Genomic DNA, 20,406 nt, shown 5'->3' with positions numbered 1-20,406 from the left:
TTGCCAGAACCCTGAGGAAGCTGTGCTAAAGTCAGCGTCCTTTTTATCGACATTCGCGTGATATGACCGACTCCAGTCTCTCCGCAAGCCCCTCGAGCTTGAAAATCTACTTCCGCCTGCTCGGTTATGTCCGGCCGTACATCAGCCTGTTCCTGATCAGCATCGTCGGTTTTCTGATTTTCGCTTCGACGCAGCCAATGCTCGGCTACATCCTCAAGTACTTCGTCGATGGCCTGTCCAATCCCGAGGCGGTGCTGTTTCCCAGCGTCCCCTATCTGCGAGACCTGCAACTGCTGCAAGCCGTGCCGTTGCTGATCATCCTGATCGCTGCCTGGCAGGGGTTGGGATCTTATCTGGGCAACTACTTCCTGGCCAAGGTTTCTCTCGGGCTGGTCCACGACCTGCGAGTACAGCTGTTCAATAACCTGCTGGTTCTGCCCAACCGCTATTTCGACAAGCATAACTCCGGTCACCTGATTTCCCGTATCACCTTTAACGTGACCATGGTCACGGGGGCGGCCACAGATGCGATCAAGGTCGTAATCCGTGAAGGCATGACAGTCATCTTCCTGTTCGCCTCGCTGCTGTTCATGAACTGGCGCCTGACCCTGGTCATGGTCGCGATCCTGCCGCTGATCGCCTTGATGGTCCGTACCGCGAGCAAGAAATTCCGCAAGCAGAGCAAGAAAATCCAGGCGGCCATGGGCGACGTGACGCATGTGGCGTCGGAAACCATCCAGGGCTATCGCGTGGTGCGCAGCTTCGGTGGCGAAGTCTACGAAGAGAAGCGCTTCTTCAATGCCAGCCAGGGCAACACCGACAAGCAATTGCGCATGACCCGTACCGGCGCTATCTATACGCCGTTGCTGCAGTTGGTGATCTACAGCGCCATGGCCGTGCTGATGTTCCTGGTGCTTTTCCTGCGTGGCGATGCGTCCGCCGGTGACATGGTGGCTTACATCACTCTGGCAGGCCTGTTGCCCAAGCCGATCCGTCAATTGTCCGAAGTCAGCTCGACCATCCAAAAAGGCGTGGCGGGTGCCGAAAGTATTTTCGAGCAACTGGACGTTGAGCCGGAAGTCGATACCGGAACCGTCGAGCGCGATGCCGTGACCGGGCGCCTGGATGTGCGGCATCTGAGTTTCACCTACCCTGGCACCGAGCGCCTGGTACTCGACGACATCAGTTTCTCGGTCGAACCCGGGCAAATGGTGGCGCTGGTGGGGCGTTCGGGCAGTGGCAAGTCGACCCTGGCCAACCTGATTCCGCGCTTCTATCACCACGACAAGGGCGAGATCCTGATCGATGGCGTCGAGGTGGAACAGTACAAACTGCTGAACCTGCGCAAGCACATCGCCCAAGTCACCCAGCACGTGACGTTGTTCAGCGATACCGTGGCCAACAACATTGCGTACGGCGATCTGGCCGGGGCGCCCCGTGAAGACATCGAAAAAGCGGCGAAAGACGCTTATGCGATGGACTTTATCGCACAACTGCCCGAGGGCCTGGACACTCAGGTCGGCGAGAACGGCGTATTGCTGTCCGGTGGCCAGCGTCAGCGTCTGGCGATTGCCCGCGCGCTGTTGAAGAATGCGCCTTTGCTGATTCTCGACGAAGCCACCTCGGCCCTCGACACCGAATCGGAGCGGCATATCCAGGCAGCTCTGGATCAGGTGATGAAAGGCCGGACAACCCTGGTGATTGCTCACCGTCTGTCGACTATCGAGAAGGCCGACCTGATTCTGGTCATGGATCAGGGGCGTATCGTCGAGCGCGGCACGCATGCCGAGCTTCTGGCGCAAAACGGCTATTACGCCCGCCTGAACGCCATGGGCCTTGATGCCCCGGCTGAAGATATCGCCTGATCCCTGTCGACGTTCATTTCACATGAACGACTGAAAAAAGTCGCAGTCTGAAGTTTTCGAATTTGCACAGGCTGCGATTTTTTTGCTTTTGGCACCCTCGTTCATGCCATGCGCAAGCCCTGCGCCAACCCTGTGCTAATATCCCGCCCTTGTTCATTTTGTATGTGGGTTGCTCCATGAAGTTGTCCATGCCGCGATTCGATCAAGCCCCTGTATTGGTGGTCGGCGATGTCATGCTCGACCGCTACTGGCATGGCGGTACCTCACGGATTTCCCCTGAGGCGCCGGTACCGGTGGTCAAGGTCGAGCAAATCGAGGACCGCCCGGGCGGTGCCGCTAACGTTGCCCTGAACATTGCCGCCCTCGGTGCGCCGGCCTCGCTGGTCGGTGTGACCGGCGACGACGAAGCTGCCGACAGCCTGGCCAATAGTCTCCAGGGCGCAGGTGTGCGCGCATTGTTTCAGCGCATTGCGCACCAGCCGACCATCGTCAAGTTGCGGGTCATGAGTCGTCACCAGCAGTTGCTGCGTATCGACTTCGAAGAACCCTTTGCCACCGACGCCCTGGCGCTGGGTGAGCAAGTTGACGAGTTGCTTGAAGGCATCAAGGTGCTGGTGCTCTCCGACTACGGCAAAGGCGCGCTGAAAAATCATCAGGTACTGATCCAGGCCGCCCGTGCCCGTGGCATTCCGGTGCTGGCCGATCCCAAGGGCAAGGATTTCTCGATCTACCGGGGAGCGAGCCTGATTACCCCGAACCTCAGCGAATTCGAAACGATCGTCGGCGGTTGTGCCGATGAGCACGAGCTGGTGAGCAAGGGCGCGCAGTTGATGCACGATCTTGACCTCGGCGCGTTGCTGGTGACCCGTGGCGAACACGGTATGACCCTGTTGCGCCCGGATCATCCTGCATTGCACTTGCCCGCCCGTGCGCGGGAAGTGTTCGACGTGACCGGCGCCGGCGACACGGTAATTTCCACCCTGGCGGCTGCGATCGCGGCTGGCGAAGAGTTGCCCCACGCGGTGGCGTTGGCCAACCTGGCGGCGGGTATCGTGGTCGGCAAGCTCGGTACGGCGGCCATCAGCGCTCCGGAGTTGAGGCGTGCCATTCAGCGTGAGGAAGGCTCCGAACGCGGTGTGTTGGGCCTGGAGCAGTTGCTGCTGGCGGTTGACGATGCGCGTGCACACAAAGAGAAGATCGTCTTCACTAACGGTTGTTTCGACATCCTGCATGCGGGTCATGTGACCTACCTCGAGCAGGCACGGGCCCAGGGGGATCGTTTGATCGTCGCGGTCAACGACGATGCATCGGTAAGCCGCCTGAAAGGGCCGGGGCGTCCGATCAACAGCGTTGACCGTCGCATGGCTGTGCTGGCAGGCCTGGGTGCTGTGGATTGGGTGATCAGCTTCCCTGAAGGCACTCCTGAAAACCTGCTGCGCGAGGTCAAGCCGGATGTGCTGGTGAAGGGGGGCGATTACGGGATCGATCAAGTGGTCGGTGCCGATATCGTGACAGCCTACGGCGGTACCGTGAAAGTGCTGGGGCTGGTGGAAAACAGCTCGACAACAGCGATTGTCGAGAAGATCCGCAGCCATTGATGAAATTAGTGATTCCCGTTTCATACTGCGTATGAGCGGGTTTTATCGTGAGGATATAACCGTTCCCGAGGATTTTGGCGGGTATGACCCGATGCGCTTGCCTGCTTTGTCTCGTGGTAAATGATCTATGAAAGTCATGCTCCTGGTGATGGACGAGCAACGTGTGATTCTGGATCGATTGTATGAAATCGTGCAGCAGAACTGCGACGAGTGTGTCGTTTATCGCCTGAGCAAAAAGCAGCAAATGAAGTTGGGTCCATTTCTCGCCTCCGTCAATTACCAGAACTTTGATAGGGTCGTGATTTTCTCCAGGGTCAAACGCCTCGTCCCTCAACTAAGGGTTCTGAAATGTATTCCGGGCCTGGTGTTTCTCGAGCATGACGCTTATCAAAATTACATGCCCGAGAGTAAATACCTGCGGGTTTACTCGCGTCTATACAGTCGTCTTCCAAGCTCGCGCGCGCTGGTTTCCGGGGCTGTCGTTGCGCGTCGGATGCAGGCGGAAAACATTGATGCAGTGTTCGTCTCGAAGGGATATGACGAACAAATGCTGCATAACACCAACAGTGTCCGGGACATTCCGGTGGCTTTTCTGGGCAGTCTGAAAAGTACTGAATACGCGCAGCGCAGGGCGCTACTTGAGTCCCTTTCCCAGCGTACCGGCATGTTGGTGGGCCGCACCAAGTCGGGCGCCGAATATCTCGAAATGCTCAATCGCATCAAGATTTTTGTGAGTGCCGATATCGGCATGAATGAATTCATGATCAAGAACTTTGAAGCGATGGCGTGCGGCTGTGTATTGCTGGCCTGGAGTCAGGGTGAAGAAGACCAATTGCTGGGCTTCCGTGATATGCACAATACGGTTTTCTATCGCTCTGAAGATGAGGCCGTGGAAAAACTCCAGCTGTTGCAGAGTGATCCGTTGCTGACCGCTCGCATTGCCAGTAACGGCCAGGCGTTCGCCGAGAGCCAGTATTCCTTTGCTCGTGTGGGGCGCACACTCGCTGCCGAGATTCAGCGTGAAATGCGTCCCTGGCAGCCGCCTTCAGTATTCACTCGCCTGTGGGTAAAGCTGCGTTACGGTATGCAGGTTCCAGAATAATGGAAAACCAACCGACTCAAGCCCATGAGCCAATGGCGCTGGACGCACTGCCCGGTGGTCATCAGTCTGTTTCTGACGGGCTGCCGCAGGCGCTGAAGGAGTGCCTGCGCAGGGCGCCCCGGGTGCTGCTGGTTGCCAATAATCCAGCCATTACCCGGGACGATTTCCAGGCGCTGAATATCGGCACCGATGATGTCGTCGTCAGCTTCAACAACTGTGTGCTGGCGACGCTGCTTTCCCCACAAAGCGTTAATCTTTTCGTACATGGTTTCAATTCGCCGGACGCCTACTTCTTTGGCCTTCCCTACGGGCCTGAAGTGCAGCGACTTTCCAGACAGAGTGGCGCGCGGTGTTTCACGATGCTGGTGGGATGCACCGGGGCCATGTGCCCCTTGCCAGAGGTGGCGCTCTACTGGGAGCGTATTCCGTTGCCGGCATTGTGGAACTACCCGGTCGATCGGCCAGACGGTAAACGCTATGTCGGACCTTCCACCGGTTTCAATGCGCTGGTGTTGTTTGACTGGCTGCGTGGACAAGCAGGATATGACTACCAACTGCTGACACTGGGTTTCTCCAACGAGGCGGGTAAACGCTGGAGCGGACATGCCTGGGATTATGAGCGGGACTGGTTGCATAAATCAGACGTCATCGTGATACCTCTGCGGCGTCGCCGCTGGTGGCAGAAGTTGTTTCGACACAAGTGAATGTTGACTTGTCGCCGGTTGCCAGCGGGGCGCCGCAAGATGAGCCCGATTATTTTTCAAGGGGTGCTGTCGAGTGTTGAATATTGCGGTGGCTTTTTTTGGTATCCCGAGAAATTCGCAGATCTGCTTTCCTTCCATTCAAGAAAACGTTCTGGCGCTGCTTCCGTCCGACAGCAACGTGAAGTGCTTTTACCACCTGTATAAAATCGACGAAGTGCAGAACTCGCGCTCGGGCGAACAAGGTGAGTTGAAGGCTAACAACTACGAGCCCTTCGAAACCATGACCGGTCGACTGACTTCGACCGAGGGTGTACTGGAGCGCTGGAACTTTGAACAAGTCAAAGCGCTGGGCGATACCTGGGCTGATGATTACGCCTCACTCAGAAACCTGATCTATCAACTCAATTCGCTGCACACCGTCACGACCATGATGGAGTCGTTCAATCCCGATTTCGTCGTCTTCGTGCGGCCGGACATTTGCTTTCACTCACCGCTTCCCGCGTATGTATTCAAGCGTGCCGAAGCCCGACGGCTGATTACCTACATTCCCGACTGGCAGTGGTGGGGCGGGTTGAATGATCGTTTTGCCATTTGTGGTCGTGACACATACGTCGCGTACGGCAAAAGGATCGAGCGCATTTTTGACTTCAGTAAAGCGACGGGAAGGAAGTTGCACTCCGAGCGGCTGCTCAAATTCTCACTGCAACAGGCCGGGGCGAAAATCTGCACTCTGGACACCAAGGCTTCGCGTGTTCGTATCAACGGAGCCTTTGCCGAAGAGTCGTTCTCACCCAAGCGCGGCATGGGCAAGCGCGAGAATCGCTATTTCCATTTTTTTGCGCAGTTGCGCACCTTGATGGACAAGCAACGAGCCGGTTAGGTCGCTCCTGGCTTATTTGCGCAAACTTCCACTGACCAACCGAACCAGGCGCAGGGCCTTGACGCTCAGTTTCTTCAGTCCCCGTCGCGGGGCTTTCGGTGCTTGCAGCCCTTGTTGTGCAACCCAGTCCTTCCAGCGAATGCGTTCCTCGCGGACAGTCCAGCCTTCCTGGATAGCAAAGCTCTCCGCCAGATAAAGTCCACGGGTGCTGGCGGGTAGAAGTTTGTCGCGCTTGAGTGTGTACAACTCGGGGCGCGGGACGCCCTCTTCCAGAGGCATCAAGTACAGGTCCGGCCGCTTGCGGTCCAGGCGGGCCACCAGTTGGTCACCTTCCAGTCGTTCGTCGACATGAAACAGACTCAGGGACTTGGCTTCCTTGGGCACGTCCAGGCGCAAGTCATAGATCAATTGCAGCGACGCTGTCGGCAAATGCACGTAAGCCCGCGGACGCTCGATCAGTTGCATGTTGGCGCAACGCACCGGCCGCGCCGAGCCGGAAAAAGGGGTGAGGCGAAACGGCAAGGCCTCGCGATAGTGCAGCGCAGACGAGTAGGGTGCTGGCAGCCAAGTGTCGTTGAAACGTCCGCCGAGCCAGCCTTCCGGGGTTTCCAGCAGGCACTCTTCGGCAATTTCCTGAATTGCCGTGTGCAGCGGCAGGTTCAGCTCGTGGGCCGGCACGTATCCGGAAATCAGTTTGAGCACCACGTCGCCACGGTCCTGCCGACGCTGGCGTACCAGCACCCAGTAGTCGCGATTCTGCCAATGCAGGGTCAGGCGCACCGAGACCCCGAGGTTGGCCAGCTCAAGTGCGAACCGCTCGTTGTCAGCCACCATCACCGGACGGCGACGCTGCAGGGTCTGGGAAAAATTGAGCGGCATCCCGACGCTCTGGTAGCTCAAGCCTTCGGGAGTCGCTTCGACGAATAACGGCAGGGTCTTGAAGTTGCTCGGGTTCTTTCTAATGAGCGTACGCGGCATGTCGACTCCTGCTTAAGGCCGCGTGGGCGGCATCAGTTGCTACGTAGGACCTGGGCAACGGTCGCGACGTTGTGGGCGAGGTGCAGCGGATTGATGGTCCCGACAATAGCACTGGCCACGCCCGGATGTTCAAACAACAACTCGAAGCTGGCGCGCACCGGGTCCACGCCCGGGCTCAGGCAGACATGACCGCTGGCCAGGGCTTTTTTGACCAGGATGGCTTTGCCGTGTGCAGCAGCATAGTCAATGACCGGCTTCTCGTTCTGTTCGTTCAGATTGTAGGTGACCATCGCGCAATCACCTTGCTCCAGAGCCTTCAAACCACCTTCGACCGTTTTACCGGAGAAACCATAGCCGCGAATCTTGCCTTCGGCCTTGAGCGCGGCGAGGGTCGCGTAGACCTCGCTGTCGTTAAGGATCGCCAGGTCGTTGCCGTCGGAATGCACCAGCACCAGATCGATGAAATCCGTTTCCAGGCGTTGCAGGCTGCGTTCCACCGACAGGCGAGTATGCGCGGCAGTGAAATCATGGCGGGACTGACCGTCGGCAAACTCTTCGCCGACCTTGCTGACAATCACCCAATCCTGACGTTGGCCCCGCAGCAACGGGCCGAGGCGTTCTTCGCTGCGGCCATAGGCCGGCGCGGTGTCGATCAGGTTGATGCCCAGGTCGCGGGCAAGTTTGAGCAGCATGCGCGCTTCGTCATCGTCGGGAATCTGGAAGCCATTGGGGTACTTCACCCCTTGATCGCGACCGAGTTTGACCGTGCCCAGGCCCAGCGGTGAAACCATCAGGCCAGTGCTGCCCAATGGGCGATGCAGATCGTGCAGGGTGGGTTGGCTCATGGCAGCAGTTGCTCCCAGACCGGGACGCCCATCGACGGTTTTGGCAATTCGGGTAGCGGCGCCGGATGGCCCGGCTGGATGCCGTCACGTTGCAAGGCGTTGATGACGCGATCGGCGAAGTCCGGCGCCAAGGCCAGTTTGGTGGGCCAGCCGACCAACAGTCGACCTTCTTCGGCGAGGAACGCGTTGTCCGGACGGGTCAGGCCTGACTGCAGCGGCTCGGCGCGGTCCACGCGCAAGGTCGCCCATTGCACAGTGCTCAGGTCGATCCATGGCAGCAACTGGCCGAGTTCTTTCTGCGCGGTGGCGATTTGCTCGGCGGGCTCGCGGGCAACCCCTTCGGCTTCGGCAATGTCGCCACCCATGTACCAGACCCATTGGCCATCGGCGGCCGGATGGGTAGTGACCGTGATGCGCGGTTTAGTGCCGCCGCCCAGGCAGTGGGCGTACAGTGGTTTGAGGCTCGGGCCTTTGGCGATGATCATGTGCAACGGTCGGCGTTGCATGGCAGGCTGGCTCAGGCCCAATGCTTCTAGCAGCGCCGCGGTGCCGGCACCGGCGCTCAGGACGATGCGCTGGGCGCGGATCTCGCGCCCGTCGATCTTCAGGCCCACCAGAACGCCACCGTCCAGCAGCGGCTCGATGTTCTGACCGGCGAGCAAGCCATCACCCGCCAGATCGGCCAGGCGCTGGATCAGGCTCGGCACGTCGATCACCAGTTCCGCCAGGCGATAGACCTTGCCCTTGAAGCGTTTGTTCTGCAGGGCCGGCGGCAATTGGTCGCCCTTGACCTGGTCGACGCGACCACGCACGGCTTTGCTGGCGAAGAAACTGGTGAGGTTGCCGGCGATCGTGCCGGGAGACCAGAGGTAGTGGGCCTCGGACAGCAGACGCACACCGGACAGGTCCAGTTCGCCGTCGCCGGCCAAGGCTTCACGCCAGCGACGCGGCATGTCGGCGATGGCTTCCGAAGCGCCGGTCAGGGCACCATGCAGCGCGTATTTGGCGCCGCCATGGATGATGCCCTGGGATTTCACGCTCTGCCCGCCACCGAGCGTGGCGTTTTCCACCAGCACGGTCGAAAAACCCTGGCGACGCAGGCGCGCATTCAGCCAGAGGCCGGCGACACCAGCGCCGACAATCAGAACGTCGGTGGAAATAACGGATGGCATGCAGCGACCTCAGTGTTCAAGACGAGGGCGCAGTATACAGACTCGAAGAAGAGGGGATTTGTTGGATCAATCAGGGTGTACGCAAAACCTGTGGGAGCGGGCTTGCTCGCGAAAGCGGTGTGTCAGGCCACAAAGATGTCGACTGACACGGCCTCTTCGCGAGCAAGCCCGCTCCCACAATGAATCGTGTTTCGGCTTCAGTGCCCCGCGGTTTTGGAGAAGAGCTGGATCACCACGACGCCCAGCACAATCAACGCCATCCCCAGCATCGCCGGCACATCCAGCTTCTGCCCGTAGATAAACAGCGCCGCAACGCTGACCATCACGATCCCCATGCCGGCCCACACCGCGTAAGCCACACCCACCGGAACGCTGCGCACCACCAGCGTCAGCATCCAGAAGGCGATGCCGTAACCTACGATCACCAGAATGAGTGGCAGCGGCGTACTGATGCCTTTAACCGCTTTCATCGAAACAGTCGCGATCACTTCGGCGCAGATGGCGATGGCCAGGTAGTAGTAAGCGGTCATGGGTGCATCCTCGTGTGAAGTGTTGCTTTCTGAGGTCGGCATTCTAGTGATTCCCCAGATGCGGTAAAGTCATTACCTATCTGTTTGGGAGATGGGATGGTCATGAACGTTCAATGGAATCTGGAGCAGCTGCGTTTGTTCGTCAGCGTCGCCGAGCAGCGATCGTTTTCTGCCGTGGCGCGGGACCAGCGCAAGGCGCAATCGGCGGTCAGCAGTTCGATTGCGCTGTTGGAAGAGGACTTGGGCGTGAGCCTGTTCGACCGCAGCAGCGGCCGTCAGCCAAAACTCACTGAGGCCGGCAATGCCTTGCTGGATGAGGCGCGAGAAGTGCTGCGTCAATGCGAACGGCTCAATGGTCGGGCGCTGGCCATGATGCGCGGCCAGGAGGCCCGTCTGCGCGTGGCTCAGGATGAGGCGATGCCCTATCAACCGATCATCGAAAGCTTCGAAGCACTTGCCAAGCAATTCCCCAGCCTCGAAGTGCAATTGACCAGCGCAGCCCAGGGCGATGTGGCGCGCAAGCTGGTGGAGCGCCGGGCCGATCTCGGTTTGTTGTTCTATCACGATCAGATTCCCGAGGCGCTCGAACGGCGCGTTCTGGGCAGCGTCGAAATGGTCACGGTGTGCGGTGTCGGGCATCCATTGGCGACGCAGGCTCACGTCGATTGCCAGCAACTGGCGCAGCATCGGCAACTGCTGATGTCGACTCAGTCCAGTGTTTATCCCGGCAGCGAGCCGGCCAGCCCACAGGTCTGGCGTGCCGACAGTTTCTATGTGATGGCCGAATGGCTGATTCGCGGTCTCGGCTGGGCCTGGCTGCCACGGCACGTGGTGCAGTATCCGGCGTATCAGGGGCAGATGATCGAACTGGTCAGCGAATGGACACCGCCGGCGCTGGTAGTGGAACTGGTCTGGCGCCGCGACGAGCCCCTTGGCCCGGCAGCCCGTTGGCTGGCGGAACGTTTTGCCGTGCACTTGCAGGCGATCGGCGAGAAAAGCCGATAAACTCCGCCGCCATGAATAGAACTCTCTACACCGCGCTGTTTTACCTGGGGCTGCCACTGGTAGCGATTCGGCTGTGGCTGCGCTCGCGCAAGGCGCCGGCGTATGCCAAACGCATCGGCGAGCGTTTCTCCCTCGGGCTGCCGGCGATGAAGCCGGGCGGCATCTGGGTGCACGCGGTGTCCGTGGGCGAAAGCATCGCGGCGGCGCCGATGATTCGCGCGTTGCTGCAACGCTATCCGGCGCTGCCGATCACCGTGACCTGCATGACGCCGACTGGGTCTGAACGCATCCAGGCGTTGTTCGCCAGCGAGCCGCGCATCCAGCACTGTTATTTGCCTTACGACTTGCCGTGCGCAGCGGCTCGATTTCTGGATCGGGTCAAGCCAACACTGGCGGTGATCATGGAAACCGAACTCTGGCCCAACCATATTCATCAATGCGCCAAACGTGGGATTCCCGTGGCGCTGGCCAATGCGCGGCTGTCCGAGCGTTCGGCCAAAGGCTATGGCCGCTTCGGCAAGCTGACCCAACCGATGCTCGCCGAGATGAGTCTGTTCGCGGTGCAGACCGAAGCCGAGGCCCAGCGCTTCCGTGATTTGGGTGCCCGTGCAGAAACCGTTGAAGTGACCGGTTCGATCAAGTTCGACCTGACCATCGACCCGCAACTGCTCCAGCGTGCCACCGAGCTGCGCGGGCAATGGCAGGCTCAGGAGCGTCCGGTGTGGATCGCCGCCAGTACTCACGACGGTGAAGATGAAGTGGTGCTGGCGGCGCATCGTCAGTTGCTTGCCGGTCATCCCGATGCGTTGCTGATTCTGGTGCCGCGTCATCCGGAGCGATTCAATTCGGTGTTCGAGTTGTGCAAGCAAGAGGGCTTCGCCACAGTGCGACGTTCCACGGGTGAGCCGGTGACCGCAGGGACTTCAGTGTTGCTCGGCGACACCATGGGCGAGTTGCTGTTTCTGTACGCCCTGGCTGATAGCGCGTTTGTCGGCGGTAGTCTGGTGCCGAACGGTGGCCATAATTTGCTGGAGCCCGCCGCTCTGGCGAAACCGGTACTCAGTGGGCCGCACTTGTTCAACTTCCTCGAGATCGCCGCGCAGTTGCGCAGCGCCGGGGCGTTGCAGGAAGTGGAAGATGCCGAGGGGCTGGCGCTGGCGGTGCAGCGATTGTTCGAATTGCCGCGCGATGCGCAGCGAATGGCGGAGGCGGGGTTGAAAGTGATGCGCACCAATCAGGGCGCGTTGCAGCGTTTGCTGGATGGGTTGGGGCGGTTGCTCAACCGCTAATCTGTAGGCGCCCGGCTTGCCGGCGATAGCGTCTTCGGAATCGCCATCGCCGGCAAGCCGGCTCCTACAATGAATCGCGTCGAGCGGTTTAGTGTGCCGATATCCAATCCCTGTAGGCGCCCGGCTTGCCGGCGAAAGCGTCTTTGAAATCGGCATCGCCGGCAAACCGTGCTCCTACAAGTTTTGCGTCAAGGGCGGGCTTTTAGTTGCTCCGCCGCAGCCTTGGCCAGGTCCGGCGGCAAGAAGTCCTTGTCCGGGTTGTAGTCAGCCTTGAGATAGCGCTTCAGATCCTGCAAATCCCCCGGGTTCAACGTGCCGGCGGCCTGCTTCAGGCGCAGGTTGTCGAGGATGTAGTCGTAGCGGGTGTTGTTGTAATTGCGCACCGAGGTGTACAGCTGACGCTGGGCATCGAGTACATCGACGATGTTGCGCGTGCCCACCTGATAACCGATTTCGGTCGCTTCCACCGCGCTCTGGTTGGAGATGATCGACTGCTTGCGCGCCTGCACCTGTTCCACATCGGTGTTCACCGCGCGGTGCAGGTTGCGGGTGTTTTCCACCACTTGCCGGCGCAGGCCTTCACGCTGTTGTTCAGTCTGGTCCAGGCGTGAGTACGACTCGCGAACCTGGGAGCTGGTCAGGCCGCCGCTGTAGATCGGGATGTTCAGCTGCAAGGCCAGGGTGCGCTGCTCGACAGGGCCGCCATAAGACTGGCCGAAGGCATTCGGGTTGCTGAAACCAAAGGCGTCGTTGTCGCCTTTCTCATATTTGGCGACCGCATCCACCGTTGGCGCGTGGCCAGCCTTGCGCTGCTTGAGGGTTTCTTCAGCGGCGCTGACCGCGTAGTTGCTGGCCAGCAGATTCAGGTTCTGTTTGGCGGCGGTGTCGACCCAGGCCTTGGCATCGTTCGGCGCCGGCGGCAGGATCGGCAAGGTGTGGACGATGCCCTGAATCGAGTTGTACTGACGGTTGGTCAGGGTGATCAACGCTTCAAACGCATCATCCACCTGGCGCTGGGCAACGATCCGGTTGGCCCGTGCCGTGTCGTAACTGGCCTGCGATTGCAGCACGTCGGTCTTGTCCGACAGGCCGACGTCGAAGCGTTCATTGGATTGATCGAGCTGGCGTTTGAACGCCGCTTCCTCTGCCTTGGTCGAGGCCAGGTTGTCCTGGCTGCGCAGCACGTTGAAGTAGTTTTCAGCGGTTTGCAGAATCAGGTTTTGCTCGGTCGCGGAGAGTTGCAGCGCGGCCTGCTCGTTGACGTCCTTGGCGGCCTGATACTGGAACCAGCGATCAGCGCGAAACAGCGGCTGGGCCAGCGTTGCCTGGTAAGAGTTGGCGCTGCGGTTGGCAATGGCCGCTGGTTGATCGATGTCGGTGCGTACATTGGCCACCTGGGCGCCACCCGAGATATTCGGCAGCAGGCCGGCGCGGGCCTGGGGCACGACTTCTTTCTGGGCGCCGTATTGGGCGCGGGCAGCGGCCAGGTCGGCGTTGTTGTCCACCGCTTCCTGATAAACGCTGACCAGATCGGTCTTGGTCGATAAGGGCGCTTCTGCTGCCCAGGCCATTCCATTGGACGCACAAGACACGGCAACGGCCAGTGAGAGTTTGCGCAGCATGAGGCGATCCCTAAAATTACACTGATAATTTGAGCGCCAAAGGTACGGCGCAGCCCGCGTAGCGTCAATGCGCGACATGGCCGTTGCGAGTGTAGTTGCGCATACGTGCGGCAACAATCGTCTGATTACGCCATTCATCATGGTGTTTACTGCGGTGTTGGCGTTCTTTGCCAGTTGTGTCTAGACTGGCCGGGTTCTTGTCGGGGTGCCTTGCTATGAGGCTGAGATCGAATAATTTCGGATCCCGTTGAACCTGATCAGGTTAGCGCCTGCGTAGGGAACAAGATTTCTCGTCACCCGGCGAGTCCTCTTGTGCTTCGTCCGGGATGTTGTTCGACAATCGAACACCCCTCGAGCACTGAGCACAGCACCAACAGCGTTGTCATGGCTGATTGGTCGCGTCCATTCGTTACAGGTTCGCTCCGACAAAATTCCACTGCCTGGATGCTGTCTGGAGAGCCCGTGATGACGATAAAATTAAAAAACACTACGAACCTGAGTGACTCGGCCCAAGTCGATCAACAGTCGGTTCAGCCGTTTACCCGCTCGCAAAAAATCTATGTCCAGGGCTCTCGTCCGGACATCCTCGTGCCGATGCGCGAAATCAGCCTCGACGTGACCCCGACCGACTTCGGCGGCGAGATCAACGCGCCGGTTGTGGTGTACGACACCTCGGGTCCTTACACCGATCCCAATGTCATCATCGACGTACGCAAAGGCCTGGCCGATGTGCGCTCCCCGTGGATCGAATCTCGTGGCGACACCGAGCGTCTGCCAGGCCTGAGCTCCAACTTCGGCCAGGAACGCTTGGCCGATGCCGAGCTGAACAAGCTGCGTTTCGCTCACGTCAACAACCCGCGCCGCGCCAAGGCCGGGGCCAACGTCAGCCAGATGCACTACGCGCGCAAAGGCATCATCACCGCCGAGATGGAATACGTCGCCATCCGCGAAAACATGAAACTCGAAGTGGCCCGCGCCGCCGGCTTGCTGGATCAGCAACATGCCGGTCACAGCTTCGGCGCCAGCGTGCCGAAAATCATCACCCCCGAATTCGTCCGTGACGAGATCGCCCGCGGTCGCGCAATCATTCCGGCCAACATCAACCACACCGAACTGGAACCGATGATCATCGGCCGTAACTTCCTGGTGAAGATCAACGGCAACATCGGCAACAGCGCACTGGGTTCGTCCATCGAAGAAGAAGTGGCCAAACTGACCTGGGGCATTCGCTGGGGTTCGGACACGGTCATGGACCTGTCCACCGGCAAGCACATTCACGAAACCCGCGAGTGGATCATCCGCAACTCGCCGGTGCCGATCGGTACCGTGCCGATTTATCAGGCACTGGAAAAAGTCGGCGGCGCGGCCGAGGACCTGACCTGGGAGCTGTTCCGCGACACGCTGATCGAACAGGCCGAGCAGGGCGTCGACTATTTCACCATCCACGCCGGCGTATTGCTGCGCTACGTGCCGCTGACCGCCAAACGCGTGACGGGCATCGTTTCCCGCGGCGGCTCGATCATGGCCAAGTGGTGTCTGGCGCACCACAAAGAGAACTTCCTCTACACTCATTTCGAAGACATCTGCGAGATCATGAAGGCCTACGACGTCAGCTTCTCGCTGGGCGACGGCCTGCGTCCTGGCTCGATTGCCGATGCCAACGACGCCGCGCAATTCGGTGAGCTGGAAACCCTCGGCGAGCTGACCAAGATTGCCTGGAAGCACGACGTGCAATGCATGATCGAAGGCCCGGGCCACGTGCCGATGCAGTTGATCAAAGAGAACATGGACAAGCAGCTCGAGTGCTGCGACGAGGCGCCGTTCTACACCCTCGGCCCGCTGACCACCGACATCGCGCCGGGCTATGACCACATCACCTCCGGCATCGGTGCGGCGATGATCGGCTGGTTCGGTTGCGCCATGCTTTGCTACGTGACGCCGAAGGAACACTTGGGCCTGCCGAACAAGGATGACGTGAAGACCGGGATCATCACCTACAAGATCGCCGCGCATGCCGCCGATCTGGCGAAGGGACATCCGGGCGCGCAGATTCGTGACAATGCCTTGAGCAAGGCGCGATTCGAATTCCGCTGGGAAGACCAGTTCAACCTCGGCCTCGATCCGGACACCGCCCGTTCGTATCACGATGAAACCCTGCCGAAGGATTCGGCCAAGGTCGCGCATTTCTGCTCCATGTGCGGGCCGAAATTCTGCTCGATGAAAATCACCCAGGAAGTCCGTGAATACGCGGCCAACCAGCGGATCGACACCGTCGACGCCGAAGTCGCCCAGGGATTGGCGGAACAGGCCGAGCGGTTCAAGCAGGAAGGCAGTCAGCTGTACAAGAAGGTTTGATCTGACCTGTGATTGACGGCGCCTGTGCTGCCGTCTTCGCGAGCAAGCCCGCTCCCGCATTGGATCTGTGTCGTTCACAAATCCAATGCGGGAGCGGGCTTGCTCGCGAAGGCGTCAGACCCGGCGCCGAATTTCTCGATGACACACTTATCCCTCTGAGATAACACCCTTGAGCATTCAACCCAGCACCTACTCTCCAGACATCGCGGTGCCGACCGAAAAACGTGTCTTCGGCGGCCGCGATCTGTTTTCCCTGTGGTTTTCCCTCGGCATCGGCCTGATGGTTTTGCAGACCGGCGCTCTGCTCGCGCCAGGCCTGGGCCTGTCCGGCTCGCTGCTGGCGATTTTCCTCGGCACGCTGGTTGGCGTTCTGCTGCTGGCCGCTGTCGGCGTGATCGGCAGCGACACCGGCCTGTCATCCATGGCCGCGCTCAAACTCAGCCTCGGCAAGCGTGGCGCGAGCCTGCCGGCGGTGCTGAACCTGCTGCAACTGATCGGTTGGGGCTCGTTCGAAATCATCGTGATGCGCGACGCTGCCAGCCTGCTCGGCGCCCGCGCGTTCAGCGAAGGCAGTCTGTTCACCAGTCCGCTGCTCTGGACTTTTTTCTTCGGCGCCTTGGCGACCTTGCTGGCCGTCAGCGGTCCGTTGACCTTCGTACGGCAGATCCTGCGCAAGTGGGGCATCTGGCTGTTGCTGGCCGCGTGCATCTGGCTGACCTGGAACCTGTTCGCCAAGGCCGACCTTGCCGCGTTGTGGGCGCAGGCCGGTGACGGTTCGATGCCATTCGCGGTCGGCTTCGACATTGCTATCGCGATGCCGCTGTCGTGGCTGCCGCTGATTGCCGACTACTCGCGTTTCGGCAAGCGTGCGAAGAATGTCTTCGGCGGTACGGCGATTGGCTTCTTTATCGGTAATTTCTGGCTGATGAGCCTGGGCGTGGCCTACACCCTGGCGTTCGCGCCAAGCGGTGAAGTGAATGCCTTGCTGTTGGCATTGGCGGGTGCGGGTCTGGGGATTCCGCTGTTGCTGATTCTGCTCGATGAATCGGAAAATGCGTTTGCCGACATTCACTCGGCGGCCGTTTCCAGCGGGATTCTGTTGCGCTTGAAAGTCGAGCACCTGGCATTGGCCATCGGCGTGGTCTGCACCCTGATCGCCTTGCTGGCGCCACTGGCTCAGTACCAGAACTTCCTGTTGTTGATCGGTTCGGTGTTTGCGCCGCTGTTCGGCGTGGTGCTGGTGGATCACTTCATCTTGCGCAAGCGTTCTGCTCAAGTGGCGTCAGCCGCGTTGCGCTGGCCGGCGTTGCTCGCCTGGTTGGGCGGGGTGAGCACCTATCACTTGCTGGCCAATCTGTATCCGGACATCGGCGCAACCCTGCCGTCGTTGATTCTGGCAGGGCTGCTGCAGCTGGTGCTGGGCCGGGCCTTCAGTTACGGCCGGGAAACAGCTCGGGCTTGAGAATGCCATTGAGGCGTGGGTAAGGGATCTTCAGTTCGACGTGGCCCAGCGCGTAAGGCGCGATGGTGCTCACTTCGTACTTGAGGATCACCCCGCCGTAGGTCAGCGCCACGTTCTGGGTTTTCTGGAACGGCCACTGCTTCACGAACTCCGGTTCCTGATCGAGCTTGGTGCTGATCAGCCAGCTGTTGTGCGCCACCTGCGCCGCTTTCCAGAACGCCTCTTCCTGCCCCGGCACCAGCATGTCGGACAAGGTCAGCACTTTATGCTGCTGGCGCGAGTAGTTGATGAAACTGCGGCCTGGCGTGCCATGCGCGCCGCCGGTGTCCAGGTAGCTGGAAAATTCCACGATCACCAAGCCGTCATGCTGCTCACGTACTTTCGCTTGCAGGTAACTGCTGTAGCGTGGGCCGGCGGTGCGCAAAAACTCATCGCGATAGGCCGCCAGCGTTGGTGCTGCCGGGGCGTCGGGCGAGGTGCGGGTCATTTGCAGCAGGCGTTTTTCGACGATGCCGTCCAGCTGGGGTTCGGCGGGGAAACGCAGGGTATCGATGTTCACCAGCGGGCAGTCGGGAGTTGTGCAGCCCGGCTTCAGCGTTTCTGCGGCATCGCGGGTGGTTTCCAGCGGCGCCCGGTAGTTGGGCTGAAACAGACTCTGGCAAGCGCCCAGGGTCAGGGCGATTGCGGCCACGGAGGCGATTTTAAAAAGCGACATGGGCGTCCTTCATAAAACAGGGAAAGGCGAAAAGTTACCCGCTTCGACTCTCAACGAAGCAGTCAGTTCGCCACTAAGCTAATTAGAGTTGGTTTAGCCGTCACCGTCTATCCCGCTGACGGGAAAGGGGCTGCATCAAACAGCGCGGGCGCGTTAGGATGGCGCGAAGTCGAGGCAGGAGCCTCGGAGCAGATACGAGGATTGCCATGACTGATTTTGCCAACGCCATTCCGACCGCCGTTGAGATCGTTCGGCGCGAAAAGTGCTACGAGGGCTTTTACAAGCTCGACCGTGTGCACTTGCGCCACGAGTTGTTCGCCGGGGGCATGAGCCGCGAAATCAATCGTGAACTGTTTGTTCGTCACGATGCGGTCTGCGTACTGCCGTACGATCCGCAGCGCGATGAAGTGGTGCTGATCGAGCAGTTTCGCGTCGGTGCTATGGGCAAGTTCGATAACCCGTGGCTGGTCGAACTGGTCGCCGGTCTGATCGATAAGGATGAAGTGCCGGAAGAAGTTGCTCACCGCGAGGCGCAGGAGGAAGCTGGGCTTGTATTCGGGGCGCTTTGGCCGATCACCAAATATTTTCCATCGCCGGGCGGCAGCAATGAATTCGTGCACTTGTACCTGGGGCGTTGCGAGACAGCCGGGGTCGGCGGCCTGCATGGGCTGGAGGAAGAAGCAGAAGATATCCGCGTTACGGTCTGGGCGTTCGAAGACGCGCTACAAGCCGTACGCGACGGACGAATTGCCAACGCGCCCAGCATCATTGCATTGCAATGGCTGGCATTGAACCGCGTTGAAGTGAGGGGGTTATGGTCGTAAACAAGTTGCGCGATCGTTATAGGGTGGACCTCGCGGGGCTGCAAGCCTCTTGCGAGGCCAACTACGCGCGCCTGATGCGACTGCTGCCGGACATGCGCAACGAACCGGCGGCGCGGCGCATAGCCGTGACCCACGGCAACCAGATGCTCGGCGTGCTGGCCCTCGAAGTGCTGCAGGTCTGTCCGTACACCACCACCCTGCAAGTGCGTCAGGAACACAGTTTGCCGTGGCTGCCGGTGCCGCAACTGGAAGTTCAGGTCTATCACGACGCCTGCATGGCCGAAGTCGTCAGCGCCGAACATGCTCGACGCTTTCGCGGCATCTATCCTTACCCCAACGCTTCGATGCACCAGCCGGACGAAAAGGCCCAGTTGAATATGTTCCTGGGTGAATGGCTGAGCCACTGTCTGGCGTGTGGACACGAATACGCCGTTGTGCGCTGAGTGTGAACTGCGTCAGGTTCTCGGATTTCCTCTTTCGTTCGTCCCCCAGCATAATCGCGGCATTCCCCTTATCCCGTGTTCAGCCCTGGGAGAACGCCTTGCCGAGCGTATCCACATTGACCACCGCCGATTCGGCGTTGCTGGTGCAACTGTCCGACAGCCATCTGTTTGCCGAGGCCGACGGTACATTGCTGGGCATGAATACGCGCGACAGCCTGCAAAAGGTTATCGAGCTGGTCAGGCTTCAGCACCCCCAGATCGATCTGATCATTGCCAGCGGCGACCTGTCCCAGGATGGGACGCTGGAGTCGTACCAGCAGTTTCGTGACCTGACCCGCCAGCTCGATGCGCCGGCACGCTGGATCCCCGGTAATCACGATGAACCGCGGATCATGGCCGAGGCCGCAGTGCATAGCGCGCTGCTGGAGCCGATGGTGGACATCGGGAACTGGCGCATCACCTTGCTCGACTCGGCGGTACCGGGGTCGGTGCCGGGGTATTTGCAGGATGAGCAGCTGCAACTGCTGGTGCGCTCGCTGAGTGAGGCACCGGAGCGGCATCATCTGGTGTGCTTCCACCATCATCCGGTGTCGATCGGGTGTGCATGGATGGAGCCGATCGGGTTACGTAATCCCGAAGGACTGTTCGCCGTGCTGGATCGATTCCCGCAGGTGCGCGCCGTGCTTTGGGGGCATGTGCATCAGGAAATCGATCAAGCGCGTAATGGTGTGCGCCTGATTGCCTCGCCTTCGACCTGCATTCAGTTCGAGCCGGGCAGTGAGGATTTCAAGGTGGGTGAGCAGGCTCCGGGGTATCGCTGGTTGCGGCTGTTGCCGGATGGGCAGATTGAAACTGGGGTGGAGCGCGTCACCGGGTTCGACTTTCAGATCGATTACGGTTCCAACGGCTACTGACTTATTTGTCTTTCAGTAAGACCGAGTCGTGGCCTTCGCGAGCAAGCCCGATCCCACATTAGATCTTCTGTGGACACAGGATGAGTGTACGGCCGAGATCAAA

Annotated in this window: 18 protein-coding genes and 1 riboswitch; of the genes, 12 read left to right on the top strand and 6 right to left on the bottom strand. The window is 59.9% G+C overall.

From position 1 onward, the window contains the following. Positions 1 to 62 precede the first annotated feature (62 nt). The 5 genes from msbA to PMI01S_RS15925 all read left to right on the top strand — a co-directional run bounded on the left by msbA (position 63) and on the right by PMI01S_RS15925 (position 6,149). Positions 63 to 1,865 (top strand): lipid A export permease/ATP-binding protein MsbA, encoded by a 1,803-nt coding sequence (gene msbA, locus PMI01S_RS15945; RefSeq protein ID WP_084320944.1) that lies wholly within the window; start codon positions 63 to 65, stop codon positions 1,863 to 1,865. 176 nt (positions 1,866 to 2,041) lie between these two features. Next, on the top strand, positions 2,042 to 3,463 hold the full coding sequence (gene hldE, locus PMI01S_RS15940; RefSeq protein WP_084320943.1) for a bifunctional D-glycero-beta-D-manno-heptose-7-phosphate kinase/D-glycero-beta-D-manno-heptose 1-phosphate adenylyltransferase HldE: 1,422 nt from the start codon (positions 2,042 to 2,044) through the stop codon (positions 3,461 to 3,463). 127 nt (positions 3,464 to 3,590) lie between these two features. Then, positions 3,591 to 4,565: a glycosyltransferase family protein gene (locus tag PMI01S_RS15935; protein ID WP_084320942.1), complete on the top strand. Its 975-nt coding sequence runs from the start codon at positions 3,591 to 3,593 to the stop codon at positions 4,563 to 4,565. Further along, positions 4,565 to 5,269 (top strand): hypothetical protein, encoded by a 705-nt coding sequence (locus PMI01S_RS15930; RefSeq protein ID WP_084320941.1) that lies wholly within the window; start codon positions 4,565 to 4,567, stop codon positions 5,267 to 5,269. The genes PMI01S_RS15935 and PMI01S_RS15930 overlap by 1 nt, the downstream gene beginning before the upstream one ends. A 73-nt stretch (positions 5,270 to 5,342) precedes the next feature. Then, positions 5,343 to 6,149 carry a hypothetical protein gene (locus tag PMI01S_RS15925; protein ID WP_084320940.1) on the top strand — a complete coding sequence of 269 codons (807 nt, stop codon included), beginning with the start codon at positions 5,343 to 5,345 and terminating at the stop codon, positions 6,147 to 6,149. Between the two features lie 12 nt (positions 6,150 to 6,161). On the opposite strand, the gene PMI01S_RS15920 is transcribed toward PMI01S_RS15925, so the two are convergent. From PMI01S_RS15920 to PMI01S_RS15905, 4 genes are all read right to left on the bottom strand, one after another. Beyond that, positions 6,162 to 7,127: a metal ABC transporter ATPase gene (locus PMI01S_RS15920; RefSeq protein ID WP_084320939.1), complete on the bottom strand. Its 966-nt coding sequence runs from the start codon at positions 7,125 to 7,127 to the stop codon at positions 6,162 to 6,164. 32 nt (positions 7,128 to 7,159) lie between these two features. Further along, the gene (locus tag PMI01S_RS15915; RefSeq protein ID WP_084320938.1) at positions 7,160 to 7,972 is read right to left on the bottom strand and encodes an aldo/keto reductase; all 813 of its coding nucleotides are present in this window, start codon (positions 7,970 to 7,972) and stop codon (positions 7,160 to 7,162) included. Then, complete coding sequence (locus tag PMI01S_RS15910) at positions 7,969 to 9,144, bottom strand: NAD(P)/FAD-dependent oxidoreductase (protein ID WP_084320937.1); 1,176 nt, start codon at positions 9,142 to 9,144, stop codon at positions 7,969 to 7,971. The genes PMI01S_RS15915 and PMI01S_RS15910 overlap by 4 nt, the downstream gene beginning before the upstream one ends. Before the next feature lie 197 nt (positions 9,145 to 9,341). Then, positions 9,342 to 9,674, bottom strand: coding sequence for a DMT family transporter (locus tag PMI01S_RS15905; RefSeq protein WP_084320936.1), 333 nt, complete (start codon positions 9,672 to 9,674; stop codon positions 9,342 to 9,344). Positions 9,675 to 9,776: 102 nt separating this feature from the next. Between PMI01S_RS15905 and PMI01S_RS15900 the strand changes: the two genes are divergently transcribed. Together PMI01S_RS15900 and waaA are read left to right on the top strand one after the other, a co-directional pair. Then, positions 9,777 to 10,679: a LysR family transcriptional regulator gene (locus PMI01S_RS15900; protein WP_084320999.1), complete on the top strand. Its 903-nt coding sequence runs from the start codon at positions 9,777 to 9,779 to the stop codon at positions 10,677 to 10,679. An 11-nt stretch (positions 10,680 to 10,690) separates the two neighbouring features. Next, positions 10,691 to 11,968, top strand: coding sequence for a lipid IV(A) 3-deoxy-D-manno-octulosonic acid transferase (waaA, locus tag PMI01S_RS15895; protein ID WP_084320935.1), 1,278 nt, complete (start codon positions 10,691 to 10,693; stop codon positions 11,966 to 11,968). Between the two features lie 188 nt (positions 11,969 to 12,156). Here waaA and PMI01S_RS15890 read toward each other — a convergent pair whose 3' ends face one another. After that, complete coding sequence (locus PMI01S_RS15890) at positions 12,157 to 13,590, bottom strand: TolC family outer membrane protein (protein WP_084320934.1); 1,434 nt, start codon at positions 13,588 to 13,590, stop codon at positions 12,157 to 12,159. Between the two features lie 191 nt (positions 13,591 to 13,781). Next, positions 13,782 to 13,887: riboswitch (TPP riboswitch) on the top strand. Between the two features lie 168 nt (positions 13,888 to 14,055). Here PMI01S_RS15890 and thiC point away from each other — a divergent pair. After that, entirely contained in the window at positions 14,056 to 15,945 is a 1,890-nt protein-coding gene (gene thiC / locus PMI01S_RS15885) for a phosphomethylpyrimidine synthase ThiC (protein WP_084320933.1), read from the top strand. Positions 15,946 to 16,114: 169 nt separating this feature from the next. After that, positions 16,115 to 17,407 carry a putative hydroxymethylpyrimidine transporter CytX gene (cytX, locus tag PMI01S_RS15880; protein ID WP_084320932.1) on the top strand — a complete coding sequence of 431 codons (1,293 nt, stop codon included), beginning with the start codon at positions 16,115 to 16,117 and terminating at the stop codon, positions 17,405 to 17,407. Here cytX and PMI01S_RS15875 read toward each other — a convergent pair. Then, positions 17,376 to 18,122: an RsiV family protein gene (locus PMI01S_RS15875; RefSeq protein WP_084320931.1), complete on the bottom strand. Its 747-nt coding sequence runs from the start codon at positions 18,120 to 18,122 to the stop codon at positions 17,376 to 17,378. The genes cytX and PMI01S_RS15875 overlap by 32 nt on opposite strands. 206 nt (positions 18,123 to 18,328) lie before the next feature. Here PMI01S_RS15875 and PMI01S_RS15870 point away from each other — a divergent pair, with 206 nt between their 5' ends. The 3 genes from PMI01S_RS15870 (at position 18,329) to cpdA (ending at position 20,303) form a co-directional block, all read left to right on the top strand. Next, entirely contained in the window at positions 18,329 to 18,946 is a 618-nt protein-coding gene (locus PMI01S_RS15870; RefSeq protein WP_084320930.1) for an NUDIX domain-containing protein, read from the top strand. Then, positions 18,937 to 19,389, top strand: coding sequence for a DUF1249 domain-containing protein (locus PMI01S_RS15865; protein ID WP_084320929.1), 453 nt, complete (start codon positions 18,937 to 18,939; stop codon positions 19,387 to 19,389). Before PMI01S_RS15870 ends, PMI01S_RS15865 begins: the two co-directional genes overlap by 10 nt. Positions 19,390 to 19,487: 98 nt before the next feature. Then, positions 19,488 to 20,303, top strand: a complete 816-nt coding sequence (cpdA, locus tag PMI01S_RS15860; RefSeq protein WP_084320928.1) for a 3',5'-cyclic-AMP phosphodiesterase — start codon at positions 19,488 to 19,490, stop codon at positions 20,301 to 20,303. Positions 20,304 to 20,406 lie beyond the last annotated feature (103 nt).

It is taken from the genome of Pseudomonas migulae NBRC 103157, from assembly GCF_002091715.1.
Classification (GTDB): domain Bacteria; phylum Pseudomonadota; class Gammaproteobacteria; order Pseudomonadales; family Pseudomonadaceae; genus Aquipseudomonas; species Aquipseudomonas migulae_A.
The sequence above is the reverse complement of the archived record's forward strand: the minus strand, read 5'-3'. Positions and strand labels throughout refer to the sequence as shown.